The organism is Streptomyces sp. NPDC048383 (assembly GCF_040651775.1).
Taxonomy (GTDB): domain Bacteria; phylum Actinomycetota; class Actinomycetes; order Streptomycetales; family Streptomycetaceae; genus Streptomyces.
Genome location: NZ_JBEZKS010000026.1, coordinates 55,569 through 80,774, shown reverse-complemented (window position 1 = coordinate 80,774; position 25,206 = coordinate 55,569). Strand labels below are relative to the sequence as shown.

Genomic DNA, 25,206 nt, shown 5'->3' with positions numbered 1-25,206 from the left:
GCAACCCCTACGCGAAGGTGCCGAGCAGCCGCCCGTACACGCCGAACACCCCGATGAGCAGCGGGAACAGCACGATGACGCCGACGGACTCGGCGGTGTCCCCGATCCGCCGCAGCCTGACCCGTACGTGCTCGGGCGGCTGCACGGCCAGGACCCCGAGCGCGATCAGGGCGAAGCCCAGCAGCGTGGCCAGGGGTCCGGCGGCGCCGGCCCGCCCGGCCCACACCAGCAGCGCGGCCACGGCAACGGCGGCCCCGGCCAGGAGCAGCGCCACGACCTCCGCGACGAGCGGGAACGCCCGCGCTCGCAGCCAGAGCACGGCGGCGACGGCCACGGCCAGCGACACCGTCCACACGTCGGGGTCCCGCAGCGCGAGCACCCCGGCCGCGGCCGCCGAGGCGGCGGTGGCGAGGGTGGCCAGCACCAGGCCCCGGTGGGTGGCGCCGAGGGCCGTGGCGACCTTGTACCGGCTGACGGAGACGCCGCGGGCCCGCTGGTCGTCGAGCCCGGTCAGTCCGGCCGCGCCCAGCGCGAGGCGCGGCAACAACCCGAGCAGCACCACCGAAGCCACGGCGAGCACCGCCCCGGTACGGGCCGCGTCGCCCTGGAACACGGCCACCGCCTCCCACAGCACGGTCAGGCCGGCGACGGCCACCGCCCCGACGAACCCGCCCCGCCCGAGCGAGGTGAACCACCCCAGCAGCGCGAGCCCCACGGCGAGGGCGCCCGCCACGGCGGCGAGCCGGCCCATGCCGCCCCAGTGCTGGGCGTCGCCCATGGTCCACGCCCCGAGCACACCGGTCGCACCGGCCGTGGCGAGCAGCGCCGCGGCGAGCCCGGACTGTTTCAACCGGCCCGACAGCGCCCCGACCACCGCGCACGCCCCGGCGGCCGCGAGCAGCGCCCCGGCCACCGCGCCCGGCGCGAACTCCCGCCGCGCGAACCAGCCGGCGAGCAGCACCCACCCGACGAGCGCGGCTCCGGCGGTGACCCGCCGCGCCGACGCCCGCCAGCGCCAGGACCGAACGTCGAGATCCGCGGCCGCCTCGTCGGTGACGTCGTGCACCACGGGCGCGGACGGCGAGTCCTGCACCCGCACGAGCCGCAGCACGGCCCCGTCGGTGACGCCCGCGTCGGCGAGGGAGGTGTCGTGTTCGAGCACCGACCCGTCGCCGGTCACCAGGTGGCGCAGCATCGGCTGCGCCACCACCCGGTCGTCCAACAGTCGTATGACATCGGGCAGGAGCCGCCCGACGGGTTCCTGGGAGGGCAGTACGAGATCCATCCGCCGCCGCTCACCGACCAGGGTGACCCGACTCAGTGCCGTACCGCTCGTCGTCCCCGTACTCACCACGTATTCGAACCTATCACCGAGTGCTGACCTGTCCCGGGGTACCGGTCTTGCCCATCAGCCGGTGCGAGACGAACGACCAACCGACGCAGCCGGCGCACAGCACGGCCGCGATGACCAACCCGGCGACCGCCTTGCCGATCCGCTCGTCGGCCATCCGCCGCCCGCGCTGGGCCCCGAACAACACGGCGTCCCGCATCCGCCGGCGCCGCACCGCGACCGACTCCAGCAACTGACTGTCGTAGTCCTGTGCCGCCACGACGCTCCCCCTCCCTGTCGGCCCCCGACGCTAGTACGCCGCCGCTCCCCCGCGAAACCCGCCCGGAACCGTTCGCCCACGACCTCGGACGTGATCACGGCATGGGCTGCGCCGCCGCGTGCTCCTGCCCGATGAGCCGGGCGGCCTCCAGCTCATCGACCGTGACGAGCCCGGCGCCCCGCACCGCCTCGTCCGAGCCCGGAATCAGATCCGTCGGCTCCCAGCGGAGATCACGTCCGAGGGACTGGTCCGTCAGCCCGTCCCGCCGTACGCACCGCCGCAGCAGCGGCCGCAGGCCGTCTGCCGAGGTGTAGTACGTGACCCGTCCGTCCCCGTCGAGCGCGTCGAGGACGATGTCGCTCAGGTCGGTCACGGGCGGATTGCCCGCGCAGGCCTCCAGCGGGCCGGGGCGGATCAGCACACCCGTCAGGTCGATGAAGCCGGCATCGTCCCGGGCGAACTCGCCGCCCCGCTCCCAGAACAGGAGCAACGGCTCGTAGAGGTCGGGAAGGCCGGCGAAGGCCTCCGGTCTCCGCCCCCGGAGTTCCGCCAGCCGCACCGCCCCCGAACAGGTACTGCGCACCTCTCCATCGGACGAACTGCGCAGCAATTCCGCGAGCTCCTCGGCCACTGCCGGGGAGAGCCGGAAGCCGGGATCCACGTACGGGGTGACGTCGGAGAGCAACCAGCTGCCCTCGCCGCCGTGGGCCCGGGACCACACCGCCGCCCGCCGCAGGTATTCACGGAACAGCACGCGACGCGACTTGACGTGGCCGAACGCGAAGTCCCAGTCGCCCGCCCACTCCACCGCCCGCAGACGATCCAGTACGACGCGAGCCGCTCGGTCGGTCACTCGAACTCCTCTCCCTTCACGGCCTGGGCGCTCCTACTCGAGCGCCAACAGCGCCAGTGCCTCGAACGCGTCCGTTTCGGCCGCCGAACTCGCCACGGGCCGCCCACCGCGAGCCGGTGGGCGGCCAGGACCGCGTAGGCGGACAGCAGATCGGACAGGCAGCTGAAGGGCGTAGGCTGCCTCGCCGTCGCGGCCCCATCCACCGGGCAACAGGCATACGGGCCATCAGGGCATTGCCCCCGCCCCGTACGTCACGGCTTCGACGACGGATGCTCCTGCCGCGCAAGCTGCCCCAGCTTCCAGAACTCGTCCACGTCGGTCGCCCGGTCCGCCTCGGGCCGCCCGGCTACGGGATCGGCGGGAAGCCGTCCGAGTTCGACGAGCGCGGCAGCCGGGGACAGCCCCCGGTCGTAGGCCGCCTGCAGCCGCTCCAGCCACACCAGACCGGCCCGGTAAGCCTCCAGGTCGGCCGCGTCTCGCGCCTCGAAGCTCGCGGCACCCTCGGCATCCGAGGCCCACAGATACCCCAGCACTTGCTCGGGCCCTGCGACCGGGAAGTACCGAACGGCCCCGGACGCCTGCCGTCCGTAGCCGGCGGTGAACTTCGGGGTCTGACTGAAGATTCCATTCCGGTAGGGGATCTCGAAGCTCCCCCACACATCGGAGGCGGAGCCGTCGTCTTCGTAGTGGTTCTCGACCCCCGATTCCGTCGGAACGGCGAACCAGGTGGCGTCGTCGGGGTCGATCTCGACATCGAGTCCTTCCGCGATCCCTGCGAGGGCGGACGCCAGGCGCGGCCGGTTCGCGGCGAACACCGCCTCCTGCGCGCGACCCCGCAGATCGAACGGCATCCACGCGTCGGAGAAGGTGGTCAGCGCCACGTGGAAGTAACCTTCGGACACCTCCGCGCTGAGCGCGAAGAGGCCTTCGAACGCCTCGGCACCGTTCCCGGTTTCCACGATGCCGTCGCACCGGGCGTACAGATCGACGCCCCCGATCTCACCGGGCGCGACGCCTTCCCGGATCCGCTCCACCAGCGCCTCGGCGAGCGGCGAGTCCTCTGCGGTATCCGCAGCCGCCTTCCCCAAAGGAAGATCCGCTCGGAACAGCATGCTCCGGCGGCCCATCCCGGGAACCTGCACGCTCACGCGCCCGCCGTGCGGCGTCGCGAGCCGGTGCCGGTCCAGGACTTCAAGCGTCAGGAGGAACCGGTGTACGGCCTCGCGGACCAGATCGGTGTCATGGCCGAATTCCCCCCACGACCACTGCGCGACGGGTGTGCTGGCAATCAAGGCCGTCCTCCTGGCATGAAGCTCGCGCCCGGCGGGTACATGAACGTTCCGTCCTCGACGCGAAGTACTACGATCACACCCTTTTCGGTGTGAATCCTGGCGAGATTCTTCTCAACACCCGACGCCAGCATGTCCGCCATGCTGCCCTTGGTGTCGACGACGAACACCTTGACATCAGCGCCGGATTCCGCGAGCTGGTTGATGTTCTGCCACATCTTGTCGGTGGCCTTCTTGGGGTTCGCGACCTCCTTGAACTGGTACCCGTAGACGTTCCCGTCGGCATCACGGGCCATCACGTCCATGTCGGTCCTCGGTCCGGTGGTCACCCCCGGCTTGATCTCGATGTCTCCCTTGATCTCGAAACTGATGTCCCTGACACCACTGTCGTAGAGCTGGTCGGCCAGCCGGAGTTGTTCTATACCGCCTGACATTGCGTTCTTCTGACTGAAACTGCCCACGACCTGTTCGAAGTTCGTCATGCCCTTGAACTTGCCCGACGCGATCATGTCGGCCACTTGCTGGCCTGCGGGGTGGTCGGCCAGATTCGCGAGCGCCTTCTCCAGATCCGGCGGCTTCGGTTTCCCCCCGAGCAGGTTCTCCCGGATCCGCTGCTCCGTCTCACCGCCACGCTCGAAGGGGCGGGGCTCCTCTCTGGGCAACGAGTCGTCCGCGTGACCACCCGCCGACGGCGGGCCGTCGCCGCCGTCCGAACCTCCGTGACCTCCACCACCCGGTGTGTGGTCACCGCCACCCGTTGCGGGGCCGTCGTGGCCACCGCCGGACGGGGTGTCCGAGTGCCCGCCGCCCGTGGGCGGGCCGTCGCCGTGGCCGGCGCCGCCCGTCGGGGTGGTGTCCGTGTGGCCGCCCGTCGGGGTGGTGGGGTCGGTGTGGCTGTTGTGGGCCGTGTTGTCCGCGACGCCGCCCGGCGTGTGGCTCGTCATGCCGCCCGGGGTGTGCGTCGCCGCTCCACCGGGGGTGTGGCTCGTGACTCCGCCCGGTGTGTGGGCGCCCACGCCGACCGGGACCTCCTGGCGGACCGGGACCTCCGACAAGGGGTGGTCGGGGCCCTTCGGGACCGAGGTGAGGTCCTGCTTCGGGACGCCCTTGTGGTCCAGGAGCTGGTGGGTGGTCCTGTCGTAGTACTGCGGGCGTCCCAGCGGGTCGTCGAGGAGGCGGACCGTGTCGTCCGGGTGCGGGAAGGTGACGCCCCCGGGAGCCTCGGCCTTCGGGAGGTCCTTCCAGACCACGTCGTCGATCTTCGGGAAGGCCCCGTCCACCTTGCCGAAGTTCGCGAACAGATCGCCGACCTTCAGCTTCGCCAACGAGCCGGCCTTGCCGATGTACGTGATCGGGTCGATCAGTCGGCCGGCCTTGCCCGCCGCGGAGATCACCTTGGCGACGCTGCCCGTCTTCGCCACCGCGCCCGCGCCACCGGTGAACACCGTCGTCAGCACGTTGAACGTCACCGCACCCGCCGCCCGGGCCGGGTTCTTGCCCCACTCGTCCCACGCGACCAGCGCCTTGCCGGTCTCCTTCATCGCGGTCCGCGAATCCTTGAGCCACCCCGGCATGTCCTTGTCATCGGCCATCCAGAACGCGACGTTCGCCCCCGGGATCGCCGTGATCACCAGACCCGTGGCGAGCTTCGCCAGGCCCGTCCAGGCCTGGCCCATCGCATCCAGGCCGCCGAAGCCGACGAGCGTGCCGAGGCCCTTGATCGTGCCCCACACACCATCGACGATCAGCCCGTCCCACACGAACGACTTGACCCAGTACCCGATCTCCCACGCCCGGTGGGTCTCCTCCAACTGCGAACCCCACGGCAGGTCCTGCGCGTTGTTGAGGTCCTCACCCTTGTACCCGTACATGTTCGCGCCGTGACTGCCGTCATCGGTCGTCAACGGCGGCGCGCAGTACAACGCGCGGATCTTGTTCGCGCAGGTCCGCTCCGCCGCCCAGAACGCCGACACCGCCGCGTTGACGTCGTGGATCAGATCGTTGTTCTCATCGATCTTGTCCCCGTCGTCCTTCCAGTGCTCATCCCCGGCGATCTTCCCCGTGAAGGTCGTCGCCTTCGCCTGGAGCTCCTTCAACCGCGCCACGATCGGCCGCGCCTCGGTGACGTACTCGCCCAACGCCTTCGCCGCCGACTCCAACTGGTCGGCGAAGAAATCACTGTCCGTCTTCACCGGCTTCGTCGTCGCGAACAACTGCGCCGCCTCCGGCGCCGTGTAGAACGCCGACAACCCCTGGAACTCGGCATCCACGTTCGACCCGGCATCACGGAACGTGCCCGCCGCCGAATCCAACTTCGCCCGGTCCGACTCCAACGCGGCCAGGTCACCCGTGAACTGCGGGATCGTGCACGGATTGATCGGTACGTGATCCGTCACTTCTGGCCCGCCCCCGGCAGGTCGATCTTCGGCTCCTTCAGCGCCTCGCGCTGGGCGTTGGCCGCCTGCTCCAGGTTGCCCTGGACGTACGCCGTCGTCGCCGCGATCGCCCCGTTGACGGAGGCCGACGTACGGGCTCCGATGTACTTGAGGCGCTGGTCGTGGGCGTCCATGAGGCCGCCCAGCGCGGCGGCGATCACACCGAGGCCGCCGCCCTCACCGGCCGTGGACCCGCCGCCCGAGATGGTTCCCGCGTGCTTCGCCGCGTCCGGCAACGCCGTCTGCAGCGACTTGCCGGCCGTCTGGAAGCCGCCGGCGGCCGTGACCGTCCTGTTCACGACCCCTTGTACGCCGGACGGTTTGATGTCCCAGTCCATGGCCTACCCCCGTTTCCCCGAATTCCGTGCGTCCCGCGTACCGCGTACCCGCGTACCCGCGTCCCGCGCCGAGCGGCTAGCCGATCCCGTCCACGGCCGCCTTGGCCTTCTGCAGCGTCGCCTGCGCCGTCGCGTCGTTCTGCTCCAGCGTGGTGCGCACGAGGCGGATGATGTTGCGCACCTCGTTCGCCGCCTTGTTCCAGCGGGCTTCCTTGCCGTGGTACTCGTCCGAGACGCCGTCGGCCGTGAACTCGGCCATCGCCGCCTTCACCGCCGTCTCGCGGTCGCCGAGCACCCGCTCCAGTTGACCGATGATCCCGGCCAGCCCGCCCTGCACCTCCACGGAGGCACCGGTGTCGTACGAGGTGCGGTCCTGGTTCTGTCCCATGTCGTCGAGTCTCCCGGGGCTCAGCGCGCGCCGAAGCGGGCGGCGTCGAAGTTCGCGGTGCCCATGTTCTGGTGGGCGTTGTCCCCCTGCTCGGTGGCGCCCGTGGTGAACGAGGTGTCCATGCCGGCCTGACCGCCGAGGATCGCGCGCAGCGAGGCGTTCAGCTCGGTCGTGATCGCGTCCGACCGCTGCTTGAACGAATCGAACGCGACCCGGCCCGCCCCGTTGAACTTGCCCTCCAGCGGGTCCGCCGCGGCCACCAGCAGCTTGATCAGCGTGCCGAGGTCCTCGCTGGATCCTCCCGTGGCCTTGCCCAGGTCGGACAGCGTGGTGCCACCCATGTCGAACTTCATCCACCCACCCCTGACGTGTCGTTCCGTCACTTGCGTAGATCCCTGTCTACCGAAGGGACGTTGCGAACACAAACACGGTTTCATCCGGCAGGAACCTCTGGCCGAAAATGTCTCCCGGCCGATTCGCGTCGGCTGAACACCCCGTGTGCGTACGGCTACGCGTACACGGGCGCGTACGGCCACCGGTACCGCCACGCGCCCGTCCGACCGACCGAACGTCAGGTCATCCAGCGGTCCGGGCGGGCCGCCGCGCGGGAGGTGCGGGAGCGGACGGCCTGGGCGTCGAGGAGGGCGGAGGCCTCCGCCGAGGCGCGCAGGCGGGCGGTGACGGTCTCGTTCGCGCCGGTGTCCACGTGCAGGTCAGCGACCCCGCGGGCGCGGGACCAGGGGCCCTGGGAGCGGCGTACGCTCTGCACCTTCGCATGCGGAACGATCTCCGTACGTCGGCACAGGCGCCCGCGCCGGGCCGCGAAAAGCTCCGCCGACACGGCCAGCCCGTACCCCTTCCACCACACCGGCACCACCCACCGCGAGCCCGTGCTCGGGGAGGGGGTGAAGACGAGGGCCCCCAGGTCCGCGCCCGGCAGCACCCGGGCGATCACGGCGTGGGCGGCCTCACGGGTGGCCACCGGGACCAGGATCCCGTTCTTGGAGCCCGCCACGGCCAGCTCCACCCGGACCCAGCCGCGACGGCGCCACAGCAACGGTTCGATGACCCGTACGGTCTGCACGCGCCCCGGCGGGACCGTCTCGTGGGCCCGGTCCAGCAGTCCGTGGTCGAGGCGCAGCCCGTCGGGGGACTCGGCGACGGTCCAGTCGTACTCGGTGAACAGCCGGCCGAGGCTGCCGGTCCAGACCGCGCCGACCATCGGGACCAGGGTGGCCACCGTCACCCAGAAGCTCCCGCTGAACCACCACACGAGCGCCGGACCGACGAGCCCGCCGACGACCGCGGCCCACACGCCGAGACTGAGCAGCATGGACACCACGAGCTGCGCCACGGGTACGCGCAGCAGCTCCCGTTCGGGGGCCTGACCGACGGAGACGGCTTCGGCGGGGGCGAACCCGGCGGCCCGGGCGAGCAGTTCGGCGCGCAGCGCGACGGCGTCCGGCTCGGCGAGGAAGGCCAGCTCGTCCTTGGCGTCGGTGCCGATGACGTCGAGCCGCAGCTTCGCGACGCCGGCGACGCGGGCCAGCAGCGGGCGCGTGACGTCGATCGCCTGGATCCGGTCGAGCCGGATGTGGGCGGTGCGGCGGAAGACGAGGCCGGTGCGGATGCGCAGCTCGGTGTCGGTGACGGCGTAGTGGGTGAACCACCAGCTGAGGAACCCGTACACGCCGAAGACGAGGAGCAGACCGACCAGGGACAGCACGCGCAGCCCCTGGGACAGGTCGGTCACCCATTCCCGGGCCTGTTCGCCCTGCTGCGCGATGACGCCGATGGTCGCGGCGATCGGCACCCAGGCGCGGCGCAGCGGGGTCAGGAAGTGCAACCGCCGCTCGACGACGCCGGCGCCGCCCGGGCCGGTCGCGCCCACCTCCCCCGCCGCCGCCCCGGTCCTTCCGGCCCCCGCCGTCCCTCCGGTCCCCGCCGTCCCCGGCTCGTCCGTCGGCGTGCTCACAGGCCCGCCGACCTTGCCTCGCCGAGTTCCGTCAGCCGGTCCCGCAGCCGCTCGGCCTCGGCCGGCACCAGCCCCGGGATCTTGGCGTCCGTCGCCGCGGCGGCCGTGTGCAGCTGGACGGAGGACAGGCCGAAGCGGCGCTCCAGCGGCCCCGAGGTCACCTCGACGAGCTGCATCCGCCCGTACGGGACCACGGTCTGCTCCCGCCACAGCACGCCCCGGCTGATCAGCAGGTCGTCCGCCCGCTCGGCGTACCGCCAGGACCGCCAGTTCCGCCCGAGCATCACCCAGCCCCAGGCGAGCATTGCGAGCCAGATCACCCCGAGCAGGGCCCACCCGGGTCCGACGAGCAGGCCCAGCGGCACGCTCGTGGTCACCGTGAGGAGCAGCGTCCAGATCACCAGCAGCAGCCGCCGCATGGAGAGGAGCCCGCCCGGCAGCCCCACCCATTCGGGCGGGGCCGTCTCACCCTGCGTCCCGGTTTCCATGCCCCCAGCGTAGGGCTGAGACAATGCCGCCATGACGGAGACCACGGTCGGCATCGGCGGAGCGGCGGAGAGCACCGACATGGTGCTCAACATCGGACCGCAGCACCCTTCCACGCACGGTGTGCTGCGCCTGCGGCTCGTCCTGGACGGCGAGCGGATCGTCAGCGCCGAACCGGTGGTCGGGTACATGCACCGCGGCGCCGAGAAGCTCTTCGAGGCCCGCGACTACCGCCAGATCGTCATGCTCGCGAACCGCCACGACTGGCTGTCCGCGTTCTCCAACGAGCTGGGCGTGGTCATGGCCGTCGAGCGGATGCTCGGCATGGAGGTCCCCGAGCGCGCGGTGTGGATGCGTACGCTCCTCGCCGAGCTGAACCGGGTCCTGAACCACCTGATGTTCCTCGGGTCGTACCCCCTCGAACTCGGCGGGATCACCCCGATCTTCCACGCGTTCCGGGAGCGCGAGGAACTCCAGGCGGTGATGGAGGAGATCTCCGGCGGGCGCATGCACTACATGTTCAACCGCGTCGGCGGCCTCAAGGAGGACCTCCCCGCCGGCTGGCTCGGTCGGGCCCGCGCGGCCATCGCCGACGTCCGGACCCGGATGGACGTCTACGACAAGCTCGTCCACGGCAACGAGATCTTCCGCGGCCGCACCCGCGGCGTCGGCGTCCTGTCGGCCGAGTCGGTGCACGCGTACGGGGTGTCCGGGCCGATCGCCCGCGCCTCCGGCGTCGACTTCGACCTGCGCCGCGACGAGCCGTACCTGGCGTACGGGGACCTCCAGGACGTCCTGAAGGTGGTCACCCGCACCGAGGGCGACTGCCTGGCCCGCTTCGAGGTGCTGCTCGACCAGACGCACAACGCCATGGACCTGGCGGTGGCCTGCCTGGACCGGATGGCCGAGCTGGCGCCGGGGCCGATCAACCAGCGGCTGCCCAAGGTGCTGAAGGCGCCCGAGGGCGCGACGTACGCGTGGACCGAGAACCCGCTCGGCATCAACGGCTACTACCTGGTCTCCAAGGGCGAGAAGACCCCGTACCGGTTGAAGCTGCGCAGCGCGTCCTTCAACAACATCCAGGCGCTGGCAGTGCTGCTGCCGGGGCAGCTCGTCGCGGACATGGTGTCGATCCTCGGTTCGCTGTTCTTCGTCGTCGGCGACATCGACAAGTGATCGGCGCGTGATCGTCCGACGAACAGCGTGCCGGGGCGCGTCCGCGTCCTATCGTGCGGCCATGACCTCTGGCATACGCGCCGGCTACCTGCGGCGACTCGGCATCACCGACCCCGGTACCCCTTCCGCGGCAGGGCTGTTCGCCCTGCAACGCGCCCACCTGGAGCGCGTTCCGTACGAGAACCTCGACATCCAGCTCGGCCGGCCGCCCGGCATCGACCCCGAGCTGTCGGCCCGCCGCATCGCGGCCGGACGCGGCGGCTACTGCCTCCACCTCAACGGCGCCTTCGCGCTGCTCCTGGAGACCCTCGGGTACGAGGTGACCCGCCACGTCGGGGGCGTCATGCACCGGGCCGAGGCCCATCGGCGCGACGTCAGCGGCGACCACCTGGCGCTGACCGTACGGGTGGACGGGCAGGAGTACCTCGTCGAGACCGGCCTCGGCGACGGGCCGTACGAGCCGCTGCCGCTGCGCGCCGGCGCGCACGAGCGGGGCGGCACCACCTACCGCCTGGAGGAATCCGCGCCGGACGCGGAGCCGGGCTGGACGTACCTCAACGACGGCTCCTCCGCCCCGGTGATGAACTTCCTGCGGGCCCCGGCCACGACGGCCGACTTCGAGGCGGAGCACGTCCGCCTGTCGACGTCGCAGGACTCCGGTTTCGTCCGGACCTGCGCGCTGCTGCGGCGCGACGAGCACGGCGTCGACGCGCTGCGCGGCCGGGTCCTGAGCCGCGTCGAGCCGGGCAAGCCGGTGTCGGAGCGGGAACTGACCACGTCCGAGGAGTACTTCGACGTGGTCGCCTCGGTCTTCGGCCGCGCGCTGGACGACGTCACCCCGTCGGACCGCGCCGTCCTGTGGACCCGCGTCACCCTGTCCCACGAAGCCCGGTCGGCGAGCCGCCGAGGCTGAGGCCCGCAGCGGACGGCTCACCGCCCCGGGAGGGCGGGTCCGGTCGGCGGTTCCGGTGTCGGCGGGGCAGGGCAGACTGGGGGCATGTCCCACTCCCCCCGGCGGGCCTGCCCCGCCTGCGGCCGCGACTGCGCCGTGACGGCCGGCCGGATCGCCCGCCACGCCCCTCCCGCCGGCCGGGCCCGGGCCGGCCTGGTGTCCTGCCCCGGTTCCCGCGCCCGTGTGGTGCTCGGCGCGTCGGCGCCGACCCTGGACGGGCTGGTCCTGGGCCCCCACCCGGGCCAACTGCCCCTGTTCTGAGGCGCGCCGGGTCGCCCCCGGCGACCGGACCCGCGCCCCCGAGCCCGTGGCCGCCCCGCACGCCGCCGCCCGTCCCGCCGCCGCGGCCCCCACCCCCGGTGGGGGGCTTTCCCCCGGCTCCGCAGGGGTGGTGACGGGATGTCACCGGCCCGCGCCCCGCGCCTAGCGTTCGGGACATGACAACGACGCACACGGGACCCCGGACCCGCAAGCAGTGGCTCAGGCGCGGCGCGGCGGCCGCGGTGCTCGCCGCCGTGCTCGGCGGCCTCGCCGCCCCGGCCGCCCTCGCCGCCCCCACCGGGGCCGAGCGCGGCACCGCCGGCGCCGAGCGGGCCGCCGCGCGCGGCACCCTGATCTCCGTCGTCCCGCTCGGCGGCCTCGACCGCGAGCAGGTCGCCGCCGAACTCACCGGCTCCGGGATGGACGCCGGCACCGTCCGGCACGGTGTCGACGCCTACCGGCTCACCTACGCCACCGTCGACCCCCGGGGCCGCGCCACGACCGCCACCGGGCTCCTCGTCCTGCCGCGCGGCGGCCCGCACCGCCTCGACCTGATCGCCGACCACCACGGAACCGTTCCCACCCGCGACCAGGCCCCGTCCGGCGCCACCGGCTACAACCGGCTCATCCCGTACCTGCACGCCTCCGCGGGCCGCGCCGTCGCCGCCCCGGACTACCTGGGTCTGGGCGGCGGCCCCGGCAGCCACCCGTACATGGACACCCGCTCGTCCGTCACGGCGTCCCTCGACATGCTGAAGGCCTCCCGCACGGCCGCGGACCGGCTGGGCCGTCCCGTCACCCGGGACGTGTACGCCACCGGCTTCTCCCAGGGCGGCCAGGTGGCCATGGCGCTGGGCCGCGAACTCTCCCGCGGCCGCGACGGCTTCCGGCTGCGCGCCCTCGCCCCGATCGCGGGTCCGCACGACCTGCTGGGCGCCGAGATGCCCGGCATCGCGGACGGCAGCGTCGCCCCGGCCACCGCCGTCTTCTACCTCTCCTACTTCCTCACCGCGCAGAACCGGCTCCACCCGCTCTACGAGGACCCCTCCGAGGTCTTCCGGGCCCCCTGGGCGCGGACCGTGGAGGACCTGTTCGACGGGAACCACCGGCCGGAGGAGATCGCGGCGGCGTTGCCCGCGACCCCGCAGGAGCTGCTCACCCCGGAGTGGGCCGAGAACGTCCGCGACCCGCGCGGGGCCCTGCGTGCGGTCCTCGACGCCAACGACGGCTTCTGCGACTGGAAGCCGGCCGTACCCGTACGCCTCTACGCGGGCTCCGCCGACACCGACGTGCCGATCGCCAACGCCCGTTCCTGCGCCCGGGCCCTGGCCCGCCACGGGGTCCGCGCGAAGCTCGTCGACCAGGGCGCCGACGCCGACCACACCGTCACGGCGATCCGCTCGGCCCCGCAGACCGTCCGCTGGTTCGACGCGCTCCGCGGTACGAACTGAGCCGTGCGCTCTAGGAGATCGCCGTACGCAGCTGGACCACGTCGATCGGCTCGGTCTCGTCATGGGCCGTCAGGTCGATGACCTGGCCCAGCGCCCGCTGTTCGGCGGTGACCGGCTTGAACTCCGGGCCCGCGTCGGCGCGTACGGACTCCGCCTTGTGCGCGGCGAGCGCCTCGGCGCCGACCACGTCGGCCAGGTCCTCGTTCTGTACGGACTCGATGACGGCGCGGGCCTGTTCGGCGTTCTTGGTGCCGAAGAAGTCGAAGCCGCCCTCGACCCGCGAGGCGGAGCGGCGCTGGGCCGCGTACGGGGCCATCGTCGCGGCCGGCCTGCGCGCCGGGAGCGGGACCGCCGCCGATGCCGGCGCCCGGGTCGGCGCCGGGGAGGCGACCGGACGGGAGTGGCCCTCGGCGACCTGTGCGACGCCGGCCGTGAGCGCCCTGCCCCCGGCGGAACCGGCGGACCCGGCGGAACCGGCCGAAGGGGCGGAAAGGGCTGACCCGGCCGAGTCGGCGGACCCGGACGGTCCGGCAGGACCCGACGGCCCGGCAGGACCCGACGGGCCGGCCGGCCCCGACGGCCCCGGCTCCGCGCGGCGGACCAGCGCGGTCATCGCCGCGTGGGCGCGGGCGTAGCCGACCGGGGTGGGCGCGCCGCTGCCGGTGCGCTCCTCGGACACCGCCGGGAGCTGCTTGGTCTCGCCGGCCGGGGCCGTCGCGGCCTCGATCGCCAGCAGTCGGCGCTTCTCCAGCGCGCCGGCGCGCTCGGTCTCGGCGGTGGCGTACCGGCGCAGCAGCGCGGCGTGTTCGCCGCGCAGGCCCGCCAGTTCGACGCGCTTGGCGCGGAGTTTGGTGTCGAGCTTGGCGCGCAGGGCGCGCGCCTCCTCCAGATCGGATTCGAGCTCGGCTATCCGCTCCTCGGTCTTCCACTCGTCCTTGACCCGCTCGCGGGCCAGTTCGGCGACCCGGCGGCCGGCCGCCCGGTCCCAGGAGCGCATGAGGACGGCGCCGCCGACACCGGCGACCGCGGTGAGCGCCACGAGCAGGCGCAGCGCGAGCGGTTCCGCGAGGAGCCAGGCCGCGCCGGCGCTGGCGACGGAAACCCCGGCGACGGCCGTCGGCGTGAGGAGTCGGTGCAGGGGCTCGGGATTGCGGTGGCGTCCACGGGGCATGGCCAGGAATTTACAGGGCGTGGGCGGTCGGTGGGATACCCGCCCGGCAAACTCTTACCGGGCGGCTGCCCCACAATTTCCCCTCAACGAGGTAACTGTTACTTCTTGAGGAGTCCCTTGGACTCCAGGTAGGCCTTCGCGACGTCCGCCGGCTTCGCCCGCTCCGCGTCCACCTTCCGGTTCAGCTCGACGAGGTCGGCGGTGGTGAGCGCCTTCGTGAGCTTGCCGAGCGCTTCGGCGACCTCCGGGGAGCCCGCGTCCTTGGCGTTGACGACCGGCAGGATGTTGTCCGCGTTCTGGAGCTTCTTGTCGTCCTCCAGCAGGACCAGCCCGTAGTTGTCGAGGGTGGCGTCGGTGGTGGTGGTCAACACCAGCTGGTCGACGCCGTCCTTGACGGCCTGCTTGGCCTGCGGGGTGCCGACGCCCTTGGGGTCGATGCCGGCGACGGAGATTCCGTACGTCTTCTCCAACCCGGGCGCGCAGAACGGGCGGACGGCGCATTCGTCACCTGCCGCGATCTTCACCTTGATTCCGGACCTGCCGAGGTCGGAGAGGCTCTTCAGGTTGTTCTTCTGCGCGAATTCCTTGGTGACCGCGAAGGCGTTCTGGTCGACCGCCTCGCCGGCCGGCAGGGCCTTGAGGCCCAGCGGCGCCGCGAGCTTCTCCAGGGCCGCGACCGTGGCGGTCGCGTCGCTGGAGGCGACCGGCTTGTCCTTCGGCGCGGCGGAGCCGTTCACCTTGGCGTTCAGGAACTCCGCGAGGGTGGCCGCGTACTCGGGGACGACGTCGATCTCGCCCTTCTCCAGCGACGGCTCGTACAGCTCGCGGTTGTTGACCGTGGTGATCGAGGTGCCGTAGCCGGCGTCCTTCAGCAGCTGGGCGTACAGCTCGGCCAGCACGTTGGACTCGGTGAACCCGGCCGCGCCGATGACCAGCTTCCCCTTGGCCCCGCCCGCGGAGGAGGACGCGGCGGAGGAGTCGCCGTCCTTGGTCTTCTCCAGGCTGTCGCCGCCGCACGCGGTGAGCGAAACGGTCAGGGCCACCGCGCCCAGGGTCGCGCCGAGGATGCGCGTGGACTTGATCATCAAAGCTCCTTCAGGGGAAACGTTCGAACGGACAGGGGTGTGCCGCGCACCGGCACGGTCGGATCAGCGGGAGACCGCCGGGCGGCGCAGCAGCAGCCGGTCGGCGGCGATCAACCCGCCCTCCACCAGCAGGGCCAGCAGGGCGACCAGGACGGCGCCCGCGACGACCTGCGCCGTGTCGTACGTGTTGAAGCCGGCGGTGATGATCCGGCCCAGGCCGCCCTGGCCGACCATCGCGGCGATGGTGGCGGTGGCGATGACCTGGACGGCGCCCGAGCGCAGGCCCGTCATCACCAGGTCCCGTGCGAGGGGCAGTTCCACCCGCAGGAACAGCTGCCGGCCGGACATGCCCATGCCGCGGGCGGCCTCGACCACCGACCGGTCCACCTCGCGCATGCCGACGTAGGCGTTGGTGAGCAGCGGCGGGATCGCGAAGAGGACCAGCGCGACGATGGTGGGCAGGTATCCGGCGCTGCGCAGCGGCGACACCATGAACAGGGCCAGCACCGCGAAGACGGGGATGGCCCGCCCGACGTTGGAGACGTTCACGGCGAGGGCGCCGCCCTTGCCGATGTGACCGAGCCACAGGCCGACGGGCAGGGCCACCGCGCACGCGACGGCGAGGGCGATGCCGCTGACGTAGACGTGTTCGCCGAGCCGGTGCCAGACGCCGTTCTCCCCGGCCCAGTTGGCCCCGTCGGCCAGCCAGTCCCAGGCTCCTGTCAGCACGCCCACGGCCTCAGGCCCCCTTCACGGACGCCGGCTGGGCGGACCCGCCGGTACGGGAGCCCCGGGAGCCGCCGGAGATGCGGGAGGCACGGGAGGTACGGGTGGTGCGGCCGGCCCGCGTCCACGGCGTCAGCAGCCGCTGTACGCCGAGCAGCAGCAGGTCCGCGACCAGCGCGAGCAGCACGCACAGCACGGAGGCGGTGAGCACCTGTGCCTTGAAGGAGCTGTTGACGGCGGGCGCGATCAGGTTGCCCAGTCCGCCCTTGCCGACGATCGAGCCGACGGTGGTCAGCGCCACCGTCGAGACGGTCGCGATCCGCACCCCGGCGAGCAGGGCGGGCAGCGCCAGCGGCAGTTCCACCTGCCACAGCAGGCGGGCCGGGCCGTAGCCCATGCCGCGCGCGGCTTCCCGTACGTCCTCGGGGACGGCTTCCAGGCCGGCGATCACGTTGCGGACCAGGATGGTCAGCGAGTACAGCACGAGGCCGGTCACCACGAGCGCCGCCGAGAGCCCGAAGAGCGGCAGCAGCAGCGAGAACATGGCGAGGGAGGGGATCGTGTAGAGGAGGGTGGTCAGGCCGAGCACGGGCGCCGCCCAGTGCCGGCCGCGACGGGCCAGCAGGGCCAGCGGCACGGACACGGCGAGGCCGATCAGGACCGAGGCGACGGTGATCCAGACGTGCTCGACGGTGGCGTCGGTGAGCTCCTGCGAGCGGGAGGTGACGTACTCCCAGCACAGCCAGTCGTTCGCCACGAGACAGCTCTGGTCGGCCATCCGCCCCTCACCCCCCTCACCGAACGTATGTCCCGAGAACCGGTCGACAATCCAGCAGCGACCATAACCCCCGTCACCCACAATGGCCGGAAAGCTTCGCAGTCCCGCAACACTCTTCTGACGATCGCTTCGCGAAACAGCGGGTCGGGTGCGCGAGGATGGTCGGGTGATCCGATTCGAGCACGTGACCAAGCGCTACCCCGACGGGACGACGGCCGTGGAGGACCTGTCCTTCGAGGTCGCGGAGGGCGAGCTGGTCACCCTCGTGGGCCCGTCCGGCTGCGGCAAGACGACCACCATGAAGATGGTGAACCGGCTGATCGAGCCGACGTCCGGCCGGATCCTGCTCGGCGGCGAGGACATCGCCGCCGCCGATCCGGTCGAGCTGCGCCGCCGCATCGGGTACGTCATCCAGCAGGTCGGCCTCTTCCCGCACAAGACGGTGCTGGAGAACACGGCGACGGTCCCGCAACTGATCGGCACCCCCAAGGCCAAGGCCCGCGCCCGCGCCGCCGAACTCCTCGAACTCGTCGGACTGGACCCGTCCGTCCACGGGGACCGCTACCCGGAGCAGTTGTCCGGCGGACAGCGCCAGCGCGTCGGCGTGGCCCGCGCGCTGGCCGCCGATCCGCCGGTGCTGCTGATGGACGAACCGTTCGGCGCGGTGGACCCGGTGGTGCGCGAGCGGCTCCAGAACGAGTTCCTGACGCTCCAGCGAACGGTCCGCAAGACGATCCTGCTCGTCACCCACGACCTGGACGAGGCCATCCGGCTCGGCGACCGGATCGCCGTGTACGGAGCGGGCACCATCGAGCAGTTCGATCGCCCGGCCGCCGTCCTCGCCGCCCCCGCCACCCCGTACGTGGCCTCCTTCGTCGGCTCCGACCGGGGGCTGCGCCGGCTCGCCGTCACCCCCGTCGGGGAGGCCGCCCTGACCTCCGTGGACGGCGCGGCCCCGACCGCATCGGTGCCGCTCGGGGCCTCCCTGCGCGAGGCGCTGTCCGCCCTGCTCCAGGAGGACTCGGGGCGGCTCGGCGTCACCGATCCGGACTCCGGCGCGCTGGTCGGCGTACTCACCCCGGAGGCCGTCCACCACGCCCTGCGCGCATCCCGGGTGCACGAAGCGGAATGACGGCCGGGGCCCCCGCCCCGGATACGACGCGGGGGCCCGGCCGTCCCCCGGCCGGGCCCCCGTCGTGTCCGCTCACCGGCCTCAGGCCTGGATGCGTCCGCTCATCCACGTGAGCATCGGCGGGATCTCGCGGCGCCACGTGTTGAAGTTGTGGCCGCCGCTGTCGAGGATGATCGAGGAGACCCGGTCCGGGCCCTTGACCAGCTTGATGAACTTGCGGGTGTCGCCGAGGTTCGGCTCGCCCTTCTCGCTGCTGGTGACGAGGAACGAGGTTCCGGCCGGCTTCTTTCCCGCCATCGTGTGCAGCACGTCCGCGCGCTTCTTCAGCTTCTCGTCGCCCTGGAACAGGTCACCGGTCGTCGGGTCGTTCGGGGCGTCGTAGTAGGCGGACAGACCGGCGGCGGCACCGAAGGTCTGCGGGTAGTGCGCGGCGATCTTCAGCGCGCAGTAACCACCCGTGGAATTACCGATGAAGCCCATGTTCTGCGGCTTGTCACCGACCCGGAAGGTCTCCTGGATGGCCTTGGGCAGGTCCTGCGCGAAGAAGGTCTCGGTCTGCGGTCCACCGGGTATGTCCACGCACTCGGTGTCGCGCGGCGGCGCGATGGTCGGCCGCATCATGACCAGGATCATCGGCTTCATCTTGCCCGCCTTCGACAGGCTGAAGGCCTTCATCGGGTAGTCGAGGCCCTTGATCAGGTTCTCGGCGGTGCCCGGGTAGCCGGTCAGCACGATCGACGCGGGAAAGTTCTGGTCCTTGTGCTGTGGCTGGAAGTACTCGGGCGGGAGCCACACGTAGCCGGGACTCGTTATCTTCGACTTCTGCCCGGTTATGGCAACCTTCAGGATCTGACCACCGACCTGGGGCTTCGAACCGCCCGGCACGTCCAACTTCTGCTTGTCGACCACCTTGATGTCCTTGCTGCTCATCGAGTGGTCGACGACCTTGCCGATGGACGTCTCCTGGCCGAACAGGTCGGCCCAGGACCCGTAGAACAGGAACGACTTGTTGGCCGCGAGCCCGATCGCCGAGAACAGCGCCAGCTGGGTCGCGAGGAGCAGACCGATCCGGCCGGCGACCGAACGCCAGCTGCGGCCCGAGAGCTTCGGCCAGAACCAGACCGTGGCCGCGAACAGCAGCACCCCGGCGACGACGGCCAACGCCAGAACCGTATTACTGGTGAGACCCATGAGCAGTCAGTCGACTTTCTGATGGCAGGACTGGAAATTTCCGACGGAAGAGTGAACCCGCTCCCTGTCGACGTCGTCCTAATGGACGCACCACACACCGGAGGCTGTCGCGGCCTTCGGCCACATGATCTCTCGCGGAGCAACGGGAAGCGATGTCTAGCAGGATAGATGGCGATAAGTCGGGACAGGTTCCGAGCAGGGTCCGCCGAATCCTCCGTGGTCCACGGCCGGAGTCGGTGCCCGGTCTCGTAGGTACGGCCGTCATGATCGTCGGCCTTCTGGACATCGCGGCGGGGGTCTTCCCCCGCTTCCGGCACAGCCGGATCCACGCGGTCACCGAAGTGCTGCCCGGTTCGCTGGGCCCCTTCGCCGCGGCCATGTCCATCAGCGCGGGCGTGCTGCTGCTGCTGCTCGCCCACGGCCTCAAGCGGCACAAGCGGCGGGCCTGGCGGGCCTCCGTCGTCCTGCTGCCCGCGGGCGCGGTCGCGCAGTTCACGTACCGGCACTCGATCATCGGCGTGATCATCGCCGCGGTGCTCCTCGCACTGCTGCTGCGCCACCAAAGTGAGTTCAAGGCACTGCCGGACCCGCGCAGCCGCTGGAAGGCGCTCGCGAACTTCGTCCTGATGAGCGCCGGTTCCATCGGACTCGGCCTGGTCATCGTCAACGTGCACCCGGGCAAGGTCGTCGGCCGGCCGAGCCTGTACGAGCAGATCACCCACGTCGTCTACGGGCTCTTCGGCTTCGAAGGTCCCGTCGACTACGCCGGTCGGGTGTCCTGGACCGTCGGCTACTCGCTCGGCGCCCTCGGCATGCTGACCGCCCTCACCACCATCTACCTCGCCTTCCGCCCCGAGCACCCGGCCGCGCGGCTCACCCCCGCCGACGAGACGCAGCTGCGCGAGCTGCTCGCCAAGCACGGCGGCCGCGACTCCCTCGGCCACTTCGCGCTGCGCCGCGACAAGGCCGTCGTCTTCTCCCCCAGCGGCAAGGCCGCCGTCACCTACCGGGTCGTCTCCGGCGTGATGCTCGCCTCCGGCGACCCCATCGGCGACGTCGAGGCCTGGCCCGGCGCCATCGAGCGGTTCATGGAGGAGGCCAAGGCCCACTCGTGGACCCCCGCCGTCATGGGGTGCAGCGAGACCGGCGGCGAGGTCTGGACCCGCGAGACGGGCTTGGACGCCCTGGAGCTGGGCGACGAGGCGATCGTCGACGTCAAAGACTTCTCCCTCGCGGGTCGCGCCATGCGCAACGTCCGCCAGATGGTCAAGCGCATCGAGCGCAACGGCTACACCACCAAGGTCCGCCGGGTCAGCGAGCTGACCGAGGTCGAGCTGGAGCAGGTGCGCGGCGCCGCCGAGGCGTGGCGCGGCACCGACACCGAGCGCGGCTTCTCCATGGCGCTGGGCCGGGTCGGCGACCCGGGCGACGGCGACTGCTACATCGCCACCGCCCACCGCGTCGAGGAGGGCGACACCAGCCCCTTCGGCGACCTGAAGGCCGTCCTGCACTTCGTACCGTGGGGCAAGGACGGCATGTCGCTGGAGCTGATGCGCCGCGACCGCGCCGCCGACCCCGGCATGAACGAGCTGCTCATCGTCGCCTCCCTGGAGGCCGCTCCCGCGCTGCGGATCGAGAAGGTCTCGCTGAACTTCGCGATGTTCCGCTCGGCCCTGGCCCGGGGCGAGAAGATCGGCGCCGGCCCGGTCCTGCGCATGTGGCGCGGGCTGCTGGTCTTCCTCTCCCGCTGGTTCCAGATCGAGTCGCTCTACAAGTTCAACGCGAAGTTCCGCCCCCGCTGGGAGCCCCGCTTCGTCGTCTTCCGGCAGACCCGCGACCTGCCCCGCATCGGCTTCGCCGCGATGCAGGCCGAGGGCTTCGTGACGCTGGCCCTGCCCCGGCTGTTCGCGGCCCGCCGCCGTCCCAAGCCCGTCCGCACCTGCGCGCACGAGCAGCCTTCCGCCAAGGTCCCGGCCCAGGCGGAACGCGAGGTCCAGCCCGCCTGACGCCCGACCGGGCGCGGTACGCACCGAAGGGCCCGGCGGCACCGCCGGGCCCTTCGCCGTGCCCCGCCGGAGCGGCGCCCCGGAGCCTCCCCATTGGGCCGCGGCCCGCCCGAGCCGGGCGGGGCACGGCCCCCGGCTCCCGTGGCGGGAAGGCCCGGGGCGCGGGCTCTACCCTGGGACCCATGAACAACAACCGCGGAGCCGCCGCCAGGGGCCGGGTGACGGGGCTGCCCGACTGGGACCGCTGCGGGGTCATGGGCGTCGTCAACGTCACCCCGGACTCCTTCTCCGACGGCGGCCGCTGGTTCGACACCACCGCGGCCGTCAAGCGCGGCCTGGACCTCGTCGTTCAGGGCGCCGACCTCGTGGACGTCGGCGGTGAGTCCACCCGCCCCGGCGCCTCCCGCGTCGACGAGGAGGAGGAGCTGCGCCGGGTCGTCCCCGTGGTGCGCGGCCTCGCCTCCGAGGGCGTCGCCGTCTCCGTCGACACCATGCGCGCGGCCGTCGCCGCCAAGGCCGTCGAAGCGGGCGCCGTCCTGGTCAACGACGTCAGCGGCGGACTCGCCGACCCCGGCATGATCCCGGCCGTCGCCGCCGCCGAGGTGCCCTTCGTGGTCATGCACTGGCGCGGCTTCAGCGAGGGCATGAACAGCCTCGCCGTCTACGAGGACGTCCTCGGCGAGGTCACCGCCGAACTGCGCGCCCGCATCGACGCCGTCGTGTCCGGCGGCATCGCCCCCGAGCGGATCGTCGTCGACCCCGGCCTCGGATTCGCGAAGAACGCCGAGCACGACCTGGCCCTCGTCGCGCGCCTGCCCGAGCTGCGCGCGCTCGGCTTCCCGCTGCTGGTCGCCGCCTCGCGGAAGCGTTTCCTCGGACGGGTCCTGGCCGGCGCCGCGGACACCGCCCCGCCGCCGGCCCGCGAACGGGACGCCGCCACGGCCGCCGTCTCGGCCATCGCCGCCCACCAGGGCGCCTGGGCCGTGCGGGTGCACGAGGTACGGGCCAGCGCGGACGCGGTTCGGGTGGCCCGCGCCGTGGAAGGGGCACTGTGATCCGCCGGAGGGACCTCCGCCGGCCGTACAGGGAAGGGGCACGGTGAGCCGTACCGACATCGAAGCGGTCGAAGAGGCCAACGCGGCCTTCTACGAGGCCATGGAGCGGGGGGACTTCGACGCGCTGTCGGCGCTCTGGCTCGACGACGAGATCTCCTGCGTCCACCCGGGCTGGCCGGTGCTCTCGGGCCGGGGCGAGGTGCTGCGCTCGTACGCGCTGATCATGTCCCACACCGAGTACATCCAGTTCTTCCTCACCGACACCAAAGTGGCGCTGATAGGTGACACCGCGCTCGTCACGTGCACGGAGAACATCCTGAGCGGCGGACCCGCCGAGGACGGCGGCGAGCTGGGCCCGCTCGTGGGTCAGCTGGTCGTCGCCACCAATGTGTTCCGTCGCACACCACAGGGCTGGCTCCTCTGGTCCCACCACGGTTCTCCGGTGCTCACGGACTCCGATGACGAGGAAGAAGAGGGCACCGACTGACCCCAAGGGCGGGGGCCGGGCTCCGTCGCGGGTAAATTCGAAGGCGGACGACGCCGACCGCACTCGGCGTAGGCCCATGGCCCCGGGGAGTCCCGGGACCGGAAGCACCTACGAAAGCAGGAGTGATTCGCGTGGATCGTGTCGCGCTGCGCGGCCTCAAGGCTCGCGGGCACCACGGCGTCTTCCCCCGGGAGCGCGAAGAGGGCCAGACCTTCATCGTCGACCTCGTACTGCACCTCGACACCCGCCCGGCCGCGGCCGGGGACGACCTGGCCAAGACCGTGCACTACGGGGTGGTGGCCGAGGAGGTCGTCGACGTGGTCCGGGGCGAGCCCGTCGACCTGATCGAAACCCTCGCCGAGCGGATCGCACAGCAGTGCCTCAAGCACGAAGCGGTGGCACAGGTGGAGGTCGTCGTCCACAAGCCGGACGCACCCATCACCGTCCCCTTCGACGACGTGACCATCACGATCACCCGGAGCCGCGCATGAACAACGGACTGACCGCCCAGAGCGATCCCACCGTCCAGCCCGTACCCGCATCCGTCGTCGAAGCCGTCGACGCCGCGGACGTGACGCTGTCCAATCCGAAATGGGCCGTCGTCGCGCTCGGCGCGAACCTCGGCAACCGGCTGGAGACCCTCCAGGGCGCCATCGACGCCCTCGGTGACACCCCGGGCCTGCGGGTCAAGGCCGTCTCCCCCGTCTACGAGACCGAGCCGTGGGGCGTCGAGCCCGGCTCGCAGCCCTCGTACTTCAACGCGGTCATCGCGGTGAAGACCACCCTGCCGCCGTCCTCGCTGCTGGAGCGCGGCCAGGCCATCGAGGAGGCCTTCGACCGCGTCCGCGAGGAGCGCTGGGGGCCCCGCACCATCGACGTCGACATCGTCTCCTACGCCGACGTGGTCTCCGACGACCCCGTCCTCACCCTCCCGCACCCCCGGGCCCACGAGCGGGCCTTCGTGCTCGCCCCGTGGCACGACATCGACCCCGAGGCGCAGCTCCCCGGGATCGGCGGGGTCGCCGCCCTGCTGGCCGGAATCGGCCTGACCGGGGTCACGGCACGCCCCGACCTGGAACTCCGCCTCCCGGAGTAGTCGTTAGCCTGTTCACTGCTACTGGCTGAGAGTGGGGAACGGGCAAGTGAAGCAACTGAGGCCGGCGGTCCTGGCGGGCATCTTCGTGATCGCCGGCATTCTGTCCTGGGCGGGCGCCCGGCTGTGGAACGCGTACGGGAGCCTGCCGGGCGTGCCGCTGGCCGCCCCGATCGTGCTGGCCGTCATCGCGGCCGTCCTGTTCGCCACGGCCCTGTCGATGCGCTCCCGGCTCAAGGCCCAGCGCGAGCGCCGCCCGGGGGCCAAGGGCGTGGAGCCGCTGATGGCGGCCCGCGCCGTGGTCTTCGGGCAGGCCAGCGCGCTCGTCGCGGCCCTGGTCGCCGGCATGTACGGCGGGGTCGGGGTGTTCCTGCTGACCGACGCCCTCGACGTGCCCGCCCGCCGCGACCAGGCCTGGTACGCGGGCGGCTCCGTCATCGCGGGCGCCGCCGTCATCGCGGCCGCCCTGTTCCTGGAGCACGTCCTGAGGCTCCCGGAGGACGAGGACCCCGGCAAGGCCCCGGCAACGGCCTGAAACGCCGCGGGGGCGGCCGGGAGGGTCACCTCACCGCCGTGGCCGCCCCGGGGGCACGCTCAGCGCGCCACGATCAGGCTCATCGCCTCGCTGCGGGTCGCGGGATCACGGAGCTGGCCGCGCACGGCCGAGGTGAGGGTCTTGGCGCCCGGCTTGCGGATGCCCCGCACCGACATGCACATGTGCTCGGCCTCGATGACGACGATGGCGCCGCGCGCTTCGAGGATGCTCATCAGCGAGTCGGCTATCTGAGTGGTGAGACGTTCCTGCACCTGCGGGCGGCGGGCGAAGACGTCCACCAGCCGGGCCAGCTTGGACAGGCCGGTGATCTTGCCGGACTCCGCGGGGATGTAGCCGACGTGGGCCACGCCGTGGAACGGCAGCAGGTGGTGCTCACAGAGCGAAACGATCTCGATGTCCTTGACCAGGACCATCTCGTCGTGGCCGATGTCGAAGGTCGTCGTCAGGACTTCCTCCGGGCTCTGCCGCAGCCCCGCCAGGATCTCCCGGTACGCCCGCGCGACCCGCGCCGGGGTTTCCAGCAGGCCCTCGCGGTCGGGGTCCTCGCCGACCGCGATCAGGAGCTCCCGGACGGCCGCCTCGGCGCGCTTCTCGTCGAACTCGCCGATCGTGCCCTCGCCACCGGTCAGGGTCACTGGGTCGGTCATCTCATCCTCGTTCCTCTGTGCGCACACGGCCACGTGAAAGTGCCGCGCCCCCCAGGCTAGGACCT

At 72.0% G+C, this 25,206-nt stretch carries 27 protein-coding genes; 11 read left to right on the top strand and 16 right to left on the bottom strand.

Features of this window, described 5'->3' with window-relative positions; genetic code table 11:
* Window positions 1–7: 7 nt before the first annotated feature.
* The 10 genes from eccD to AB0D46_RS19460 all read right to left on the bottom strand — a co-directional run bounded on the left by eccD (window position 8) and on the right by AB0D46_RS19460 (window position 9,376).
* Complete coding sequence (gene eccD, locus AB0D46_RS19505) at window positions 8–1,354, bottom strand: type VII secretion integral membrane protein EccD (RefSeq protein ID WP_362878933.1); 1,347 nt, start codon at window positions 1,352–1,354, stop codon at window positions 8–10.
* Between the two features lie 13 nt (window positions 1,355–1,367).
* Window positions 1,368–1,610: a hypothetical protein gene (locus tag AB0D46_RS19500; RefSeq protein WP_362878931.1), complete on the bottom strand. Its 243-nt coding sequence runs from the start codon at window positions 1,608–1,610 to the stop codon at window positions 1,368–1,370.
* A 94-nt stretch (window positions 1,611–1,704) separates the two neighbouring features.
* Window positions 1,705–2,463, bottom strand: coding sequence for a hypothetical protein (locus AB0D46_RS19495; protein ID WP_362878929.1), 759 nt, complete (start codon window positions 2,461–2,463; stop codon window positions 1,705–1,707).
* A 251-nt stretch (window positions 2,464–2,714) separates the two neighbouring features.
* The gene (locus tag AB0D46_RS19490) at window positions 2,715–3,755 is read right to left on the bottom strand and encodes a hypothetical protein (protein ID WP_362878927.1); all 1,041 of its coding nucleotides are present in this window, start codon (window positions 3,753–3,755) and stop codon (window positions 2,715–2,717) included.
* Window positions 3,752–6,148: a hypothetical protein gene (locus tag AB0D46_RS19485; protein WP_362878925.1), complete on the bottom strand. Its 2,397-nt coding sequence runs from the start codon at window positions 6,146–6,148 to the stop codon at window positions 3,752–3,754. Before AB0D46_RS19485 ends, AB0D46_RS19490 begins: the two co-directional genes overlap by 4 nt.
* A complete protein-coding gene (locus tag AB0D46_RS19480; protein ID WP_362878923.1) occupies window positions 6,145–6,525 on the bottom strand; it encodes a DUF6507 family protein in 381 nt (126 codons plus the stop codon). The genes AB0D46_RS19485 and AB0D46_RS19480 overlap by 4 nt, the downstream gene beginning before the upstream one ends.
* 76 nt (window positions 6,526–6,601) lie before the next feature.
* Window positions 6,602–6,913 carry a pore-forming ESAT-6 family protein gene (locus AB0D46_RS19475; RefSeq protein WP_362878921.1) on the bottom strand — a complete coding sequence of 104 codons (312 nt, stop codon included), beginning with the start codon at window positions 6,911–6,913 and terminating at the stop codon, window positions 6,602–6,604.
* Between the two features lie 20 nt (window positions 6,914–6,933).
* Window positions 6,934–7,266, bottom strand: coding sequence for a hypothetical protein (locus tag AB0D46_RS19470; RefSeq protein ID WP_362878919.1), 333 nt, complete (start codon window positions 7,264–7,266; stop codon window positions 6,934–6,936).
* A gap of 218 nt (window positions 7,267–7,484) precedes the next feature.
* Window positions 7,485–8,804: a PH domain-containing protein gene (locus AB0D46_RS19465; protein ID WP_362878962.1), complete on the bottom strand. Its 1,320-nt coding sequence runs from the start codon at window positions 8,802–8,804 to the stop codon at window positions 7,485–7,487.
* Window positions 8,805–8,884: 80 nt separating this feature from the next.
* Window positions 8,885–9,376, bottom strand: coding sequence for a PH domain-containing protein (locus AB0D46_RS19460; RefSeq protein ID WP_362878917.1), 492 nt, complete (start codon window positions 9,374–9,376; stop codon window positions 8,885–8,887).
* Between the two features lie 31 nt (window positions 9,377–9,407).
* Between AB0D46_RS19460 and AB0D46_RS19455 the strand changes: the two genes are divergently transcribed.
* The 4 genes from AB0D46_RS19455 (at window position 9,408) to AB0D46_RS19440 (ending at window position 13,214) form a co-directional block, all read left to right on the top strand.
* Entirely contained in the window at window positions 9,408–10,550 is a 1,143-nt protein-coding gene (locus tag AB0D46_RS19455) for an NADH-quinone oxidoreductase subunit D (RefSeq protein ID WP_362878915.1), read from the top strand.
* Between the two features lie 61 nt (window positions 10,551–10,611).
* Window positions 10,612–11,463 (top strand): arylamine N-acetyltransferase, encoded by an 852-nt coding sequence (locus tag AB0D46_RS19450; protein ID WP_362878913.1) that lies wholly within the window; start codon window positions 10,612–10,614, stop codon window positions 11,461–11,463.
* Window positions 11,464–11,547: 84 nt separating this feature from the next.
* Entirely contained in the window at window positions 11,548–11,763 is a 216-nt protein-coding gene (locus AB0D46_RS19445; protein ID WP_362878911.1) for a hypothetical protein, read from the top strand.
* Between the two features lie 176 nt (window positions 11,764–11,939).
* Window positions 11,940–13,214 (top strand): alpha/beta hydrolase, encoded by a 1,275-nt coding sequence (locus tag AB0D46_RS19440; RefSeq protein ID WP_362878909.1) that lies wholly within the window; start codon window positions 11,940–11,942, stop codon window positions 13,212–13,214.
* Window positions 13,215–13,224: 10 nt separating this feature from the next.
* On the opposite strand, the gene AB0D46_RS19435 is transcribed toward AB0D46_RS19440, so the two are convergent.
* The 4 genes from AB0D46_RS19435 to AB0D46_RS19420 form a co-directional block, all read right to left on the bottom strand.
* Window positions 13,225–14,385, bottom strand: coding sequence for a hypothetical protein (locus AB0D46_RS19435; RefSeq protein ID WP_362878907.1), 1,161 nt, complete (start codon window positions 14,383–14,385; stop codon window positions 13,225–13,227).
* Between the two features lie 98 nt (window positions 14,386–14,483).
* A complete protein-coding gene (locus tag AB0D46_RS19430; RefSeq protein WP_362878905.1) occupies window positions 14,484–15,470 on the bottom strand; it encodes an ABC transporter substrate-binding protein in 987 nt (328 codons plus the stop codon).
* Window positions 15,471–15,533: 63 nt separating this feature from the next.
* Window positions 15,534–16,205, bottom strand: a complete 672-nt coding sequence (locus AB0D46_RS19425; protein WP_362878903.1) for an ABC transporter permease — start codon at window positions 16,203–16,205, stop codon at window positions 15,534–15,536.
* 4 nt (window positions 16,206–16,209) lie between these two features.
* The gene (locus AB0D46_RS19420) at window positions 16,210–16,974 is read right to left on the bottom strand and encodes an ABC transporter permease (RefSeq protein ID WP_362878901.1); all 765 of its coding nucleotides are present in this window, start codon (window positions 16,972–16,974) and stop codon (window positions 16,210–16,212) included.
* A 166-nt stretch (window positions 16,975–17,140) separates the two neighbouring features.
* Between AB0D46_RS19420 and AB0D46_RS19415 the strand changes: the two genes are divergently transcribed.
* Window positions 17,141–18,106 (top strand): ABC transporter ATP-binding protein, encoded by a 966-nt coding sequence (locus AB0D46_RS19415; RefSeq protein WP_362878899.1) that lies wholly within the window; start codon window positions 17,141–17,143, stop codon window positions 18,104–18,106.
* 81 nt (window positions 18,107–18,187) lie between these two features.
* Here AB0D46_RS19415 and AB0D46_RS19410 read toward each other — a convergent pair whose 3' ends face one another.
* A complete protein-coding gene (locus AB0D46_RS19410) occupies window positions 18,188–19,297 on the bottom strand; it encodes an alpha/beta hydrolase-fold protein (protein ID WP_362878897.1) in 1,110 nt (369 codons plus the stop codon).
* A 152-nt stretch (window positions 19,298–19,449) separates the two neighbouring features.
* Between AB0D46_RS19410 and AB0D46_RS19405 the strand changes: the two genes are divergently transcribed.
* The 6 genes from AB0D46_RS19405 to AB0D46_RS19380 all read left to right on the top strand — a co-directional run bounded on the left by AB0D46_RS19405 (window position 19,450) and on the right by AB0D46_RS19380 (window position 24,473).
* Complete coding sequence (locus tag AB0D46_RS19405) at window positions 19,450–21,303, top strand: phosphatidylglycerol lysyltransferase domain-containing protein (protein ID WP_362878895.1); 1,854 nt, start codon at window positions 19,450–19,452, stop codon at window positions 21,301–21,303.
* Window positions 21,304–21,485: 182 nt separating this feature from the next.
* Window positions 21,486–22,358, top strand: coding sequence for a dihydropteroate synthase (gene folP / locus AB0D46_RS19400; protein WP_362878893.1), 873 nt, complete (start codon window positions 21,486–21,488; stop codon window positions 22,356–22,358).
* Window positions 22,359–22,401: 43 nt separating this feature from the next.
* Entirely contained in the window at window positions 22,402–22,845 is a 444-nt protein-coding gene (locus AB0D46_RS19395) for a nuclear transport factor 2 family protein (protein ID WP_281209751.1), read from the top strand.
* A 131-nt stretch (window positions 22,846–22,976) separates the two neighbouring features.
* Complete coding sequence (gene folB, locus AB0D46_RS19390) at window positions 22,977–23,336, top strand: dihydroneopterin aldolase (RefSeq protein ID WP_351815760.1); 360 nt, start codon at window positions 22,977–22,979, stop codon at window positions 23,334–23,336.
* Complete coding sequence (folK, locus tag AB0D46_RS19385; protein ID WP_362878891.1) at window positions 23,333–23,941, top strand: 2-amino-4-hydroxy-6-hydroxymethyldihydropteridine diphosphokinase; 609 nt, start codon at window positions 23,333–23,335, stop codon at window positions 23,939–23,941. The genes folB and folK overlap by 4 nt, the downstream gene beginning before the upstream one ends.
* Window positions 23,942–23,987: 46 nt before the next feature.
* Window positions 23,988–24,473: a DUF3180 domain-containing protein gene (locus tag AB0D46_RS19380; RefSeq protein ID WP_362878890.1), complete on the top strand. Its 486-nt coding sequence runs from the start codon at window positions 23,988–23,990 to the stop codon at window positions 24,471–24,473.
* A gap of 59 nt (window positions 24,474–24,532) precedes the next feature.
* Here the strand turns inward: AB0D46_RS19380 and folE are convergent, their stop codons facing one another.
* Complete coding sequence (gene folE / locus AB0D46_RS19375; protein WP_362878888.1) at window positions 24,533–25,141, bottom strand: GTP cyclohydrolase I FolE; 609 nt, start codon at window positions 25,139–25,141, stop codon at window positions 24,533–24,535.
* Window positions 25,142–25,206 lie beyond the last annotated feature (65 nt).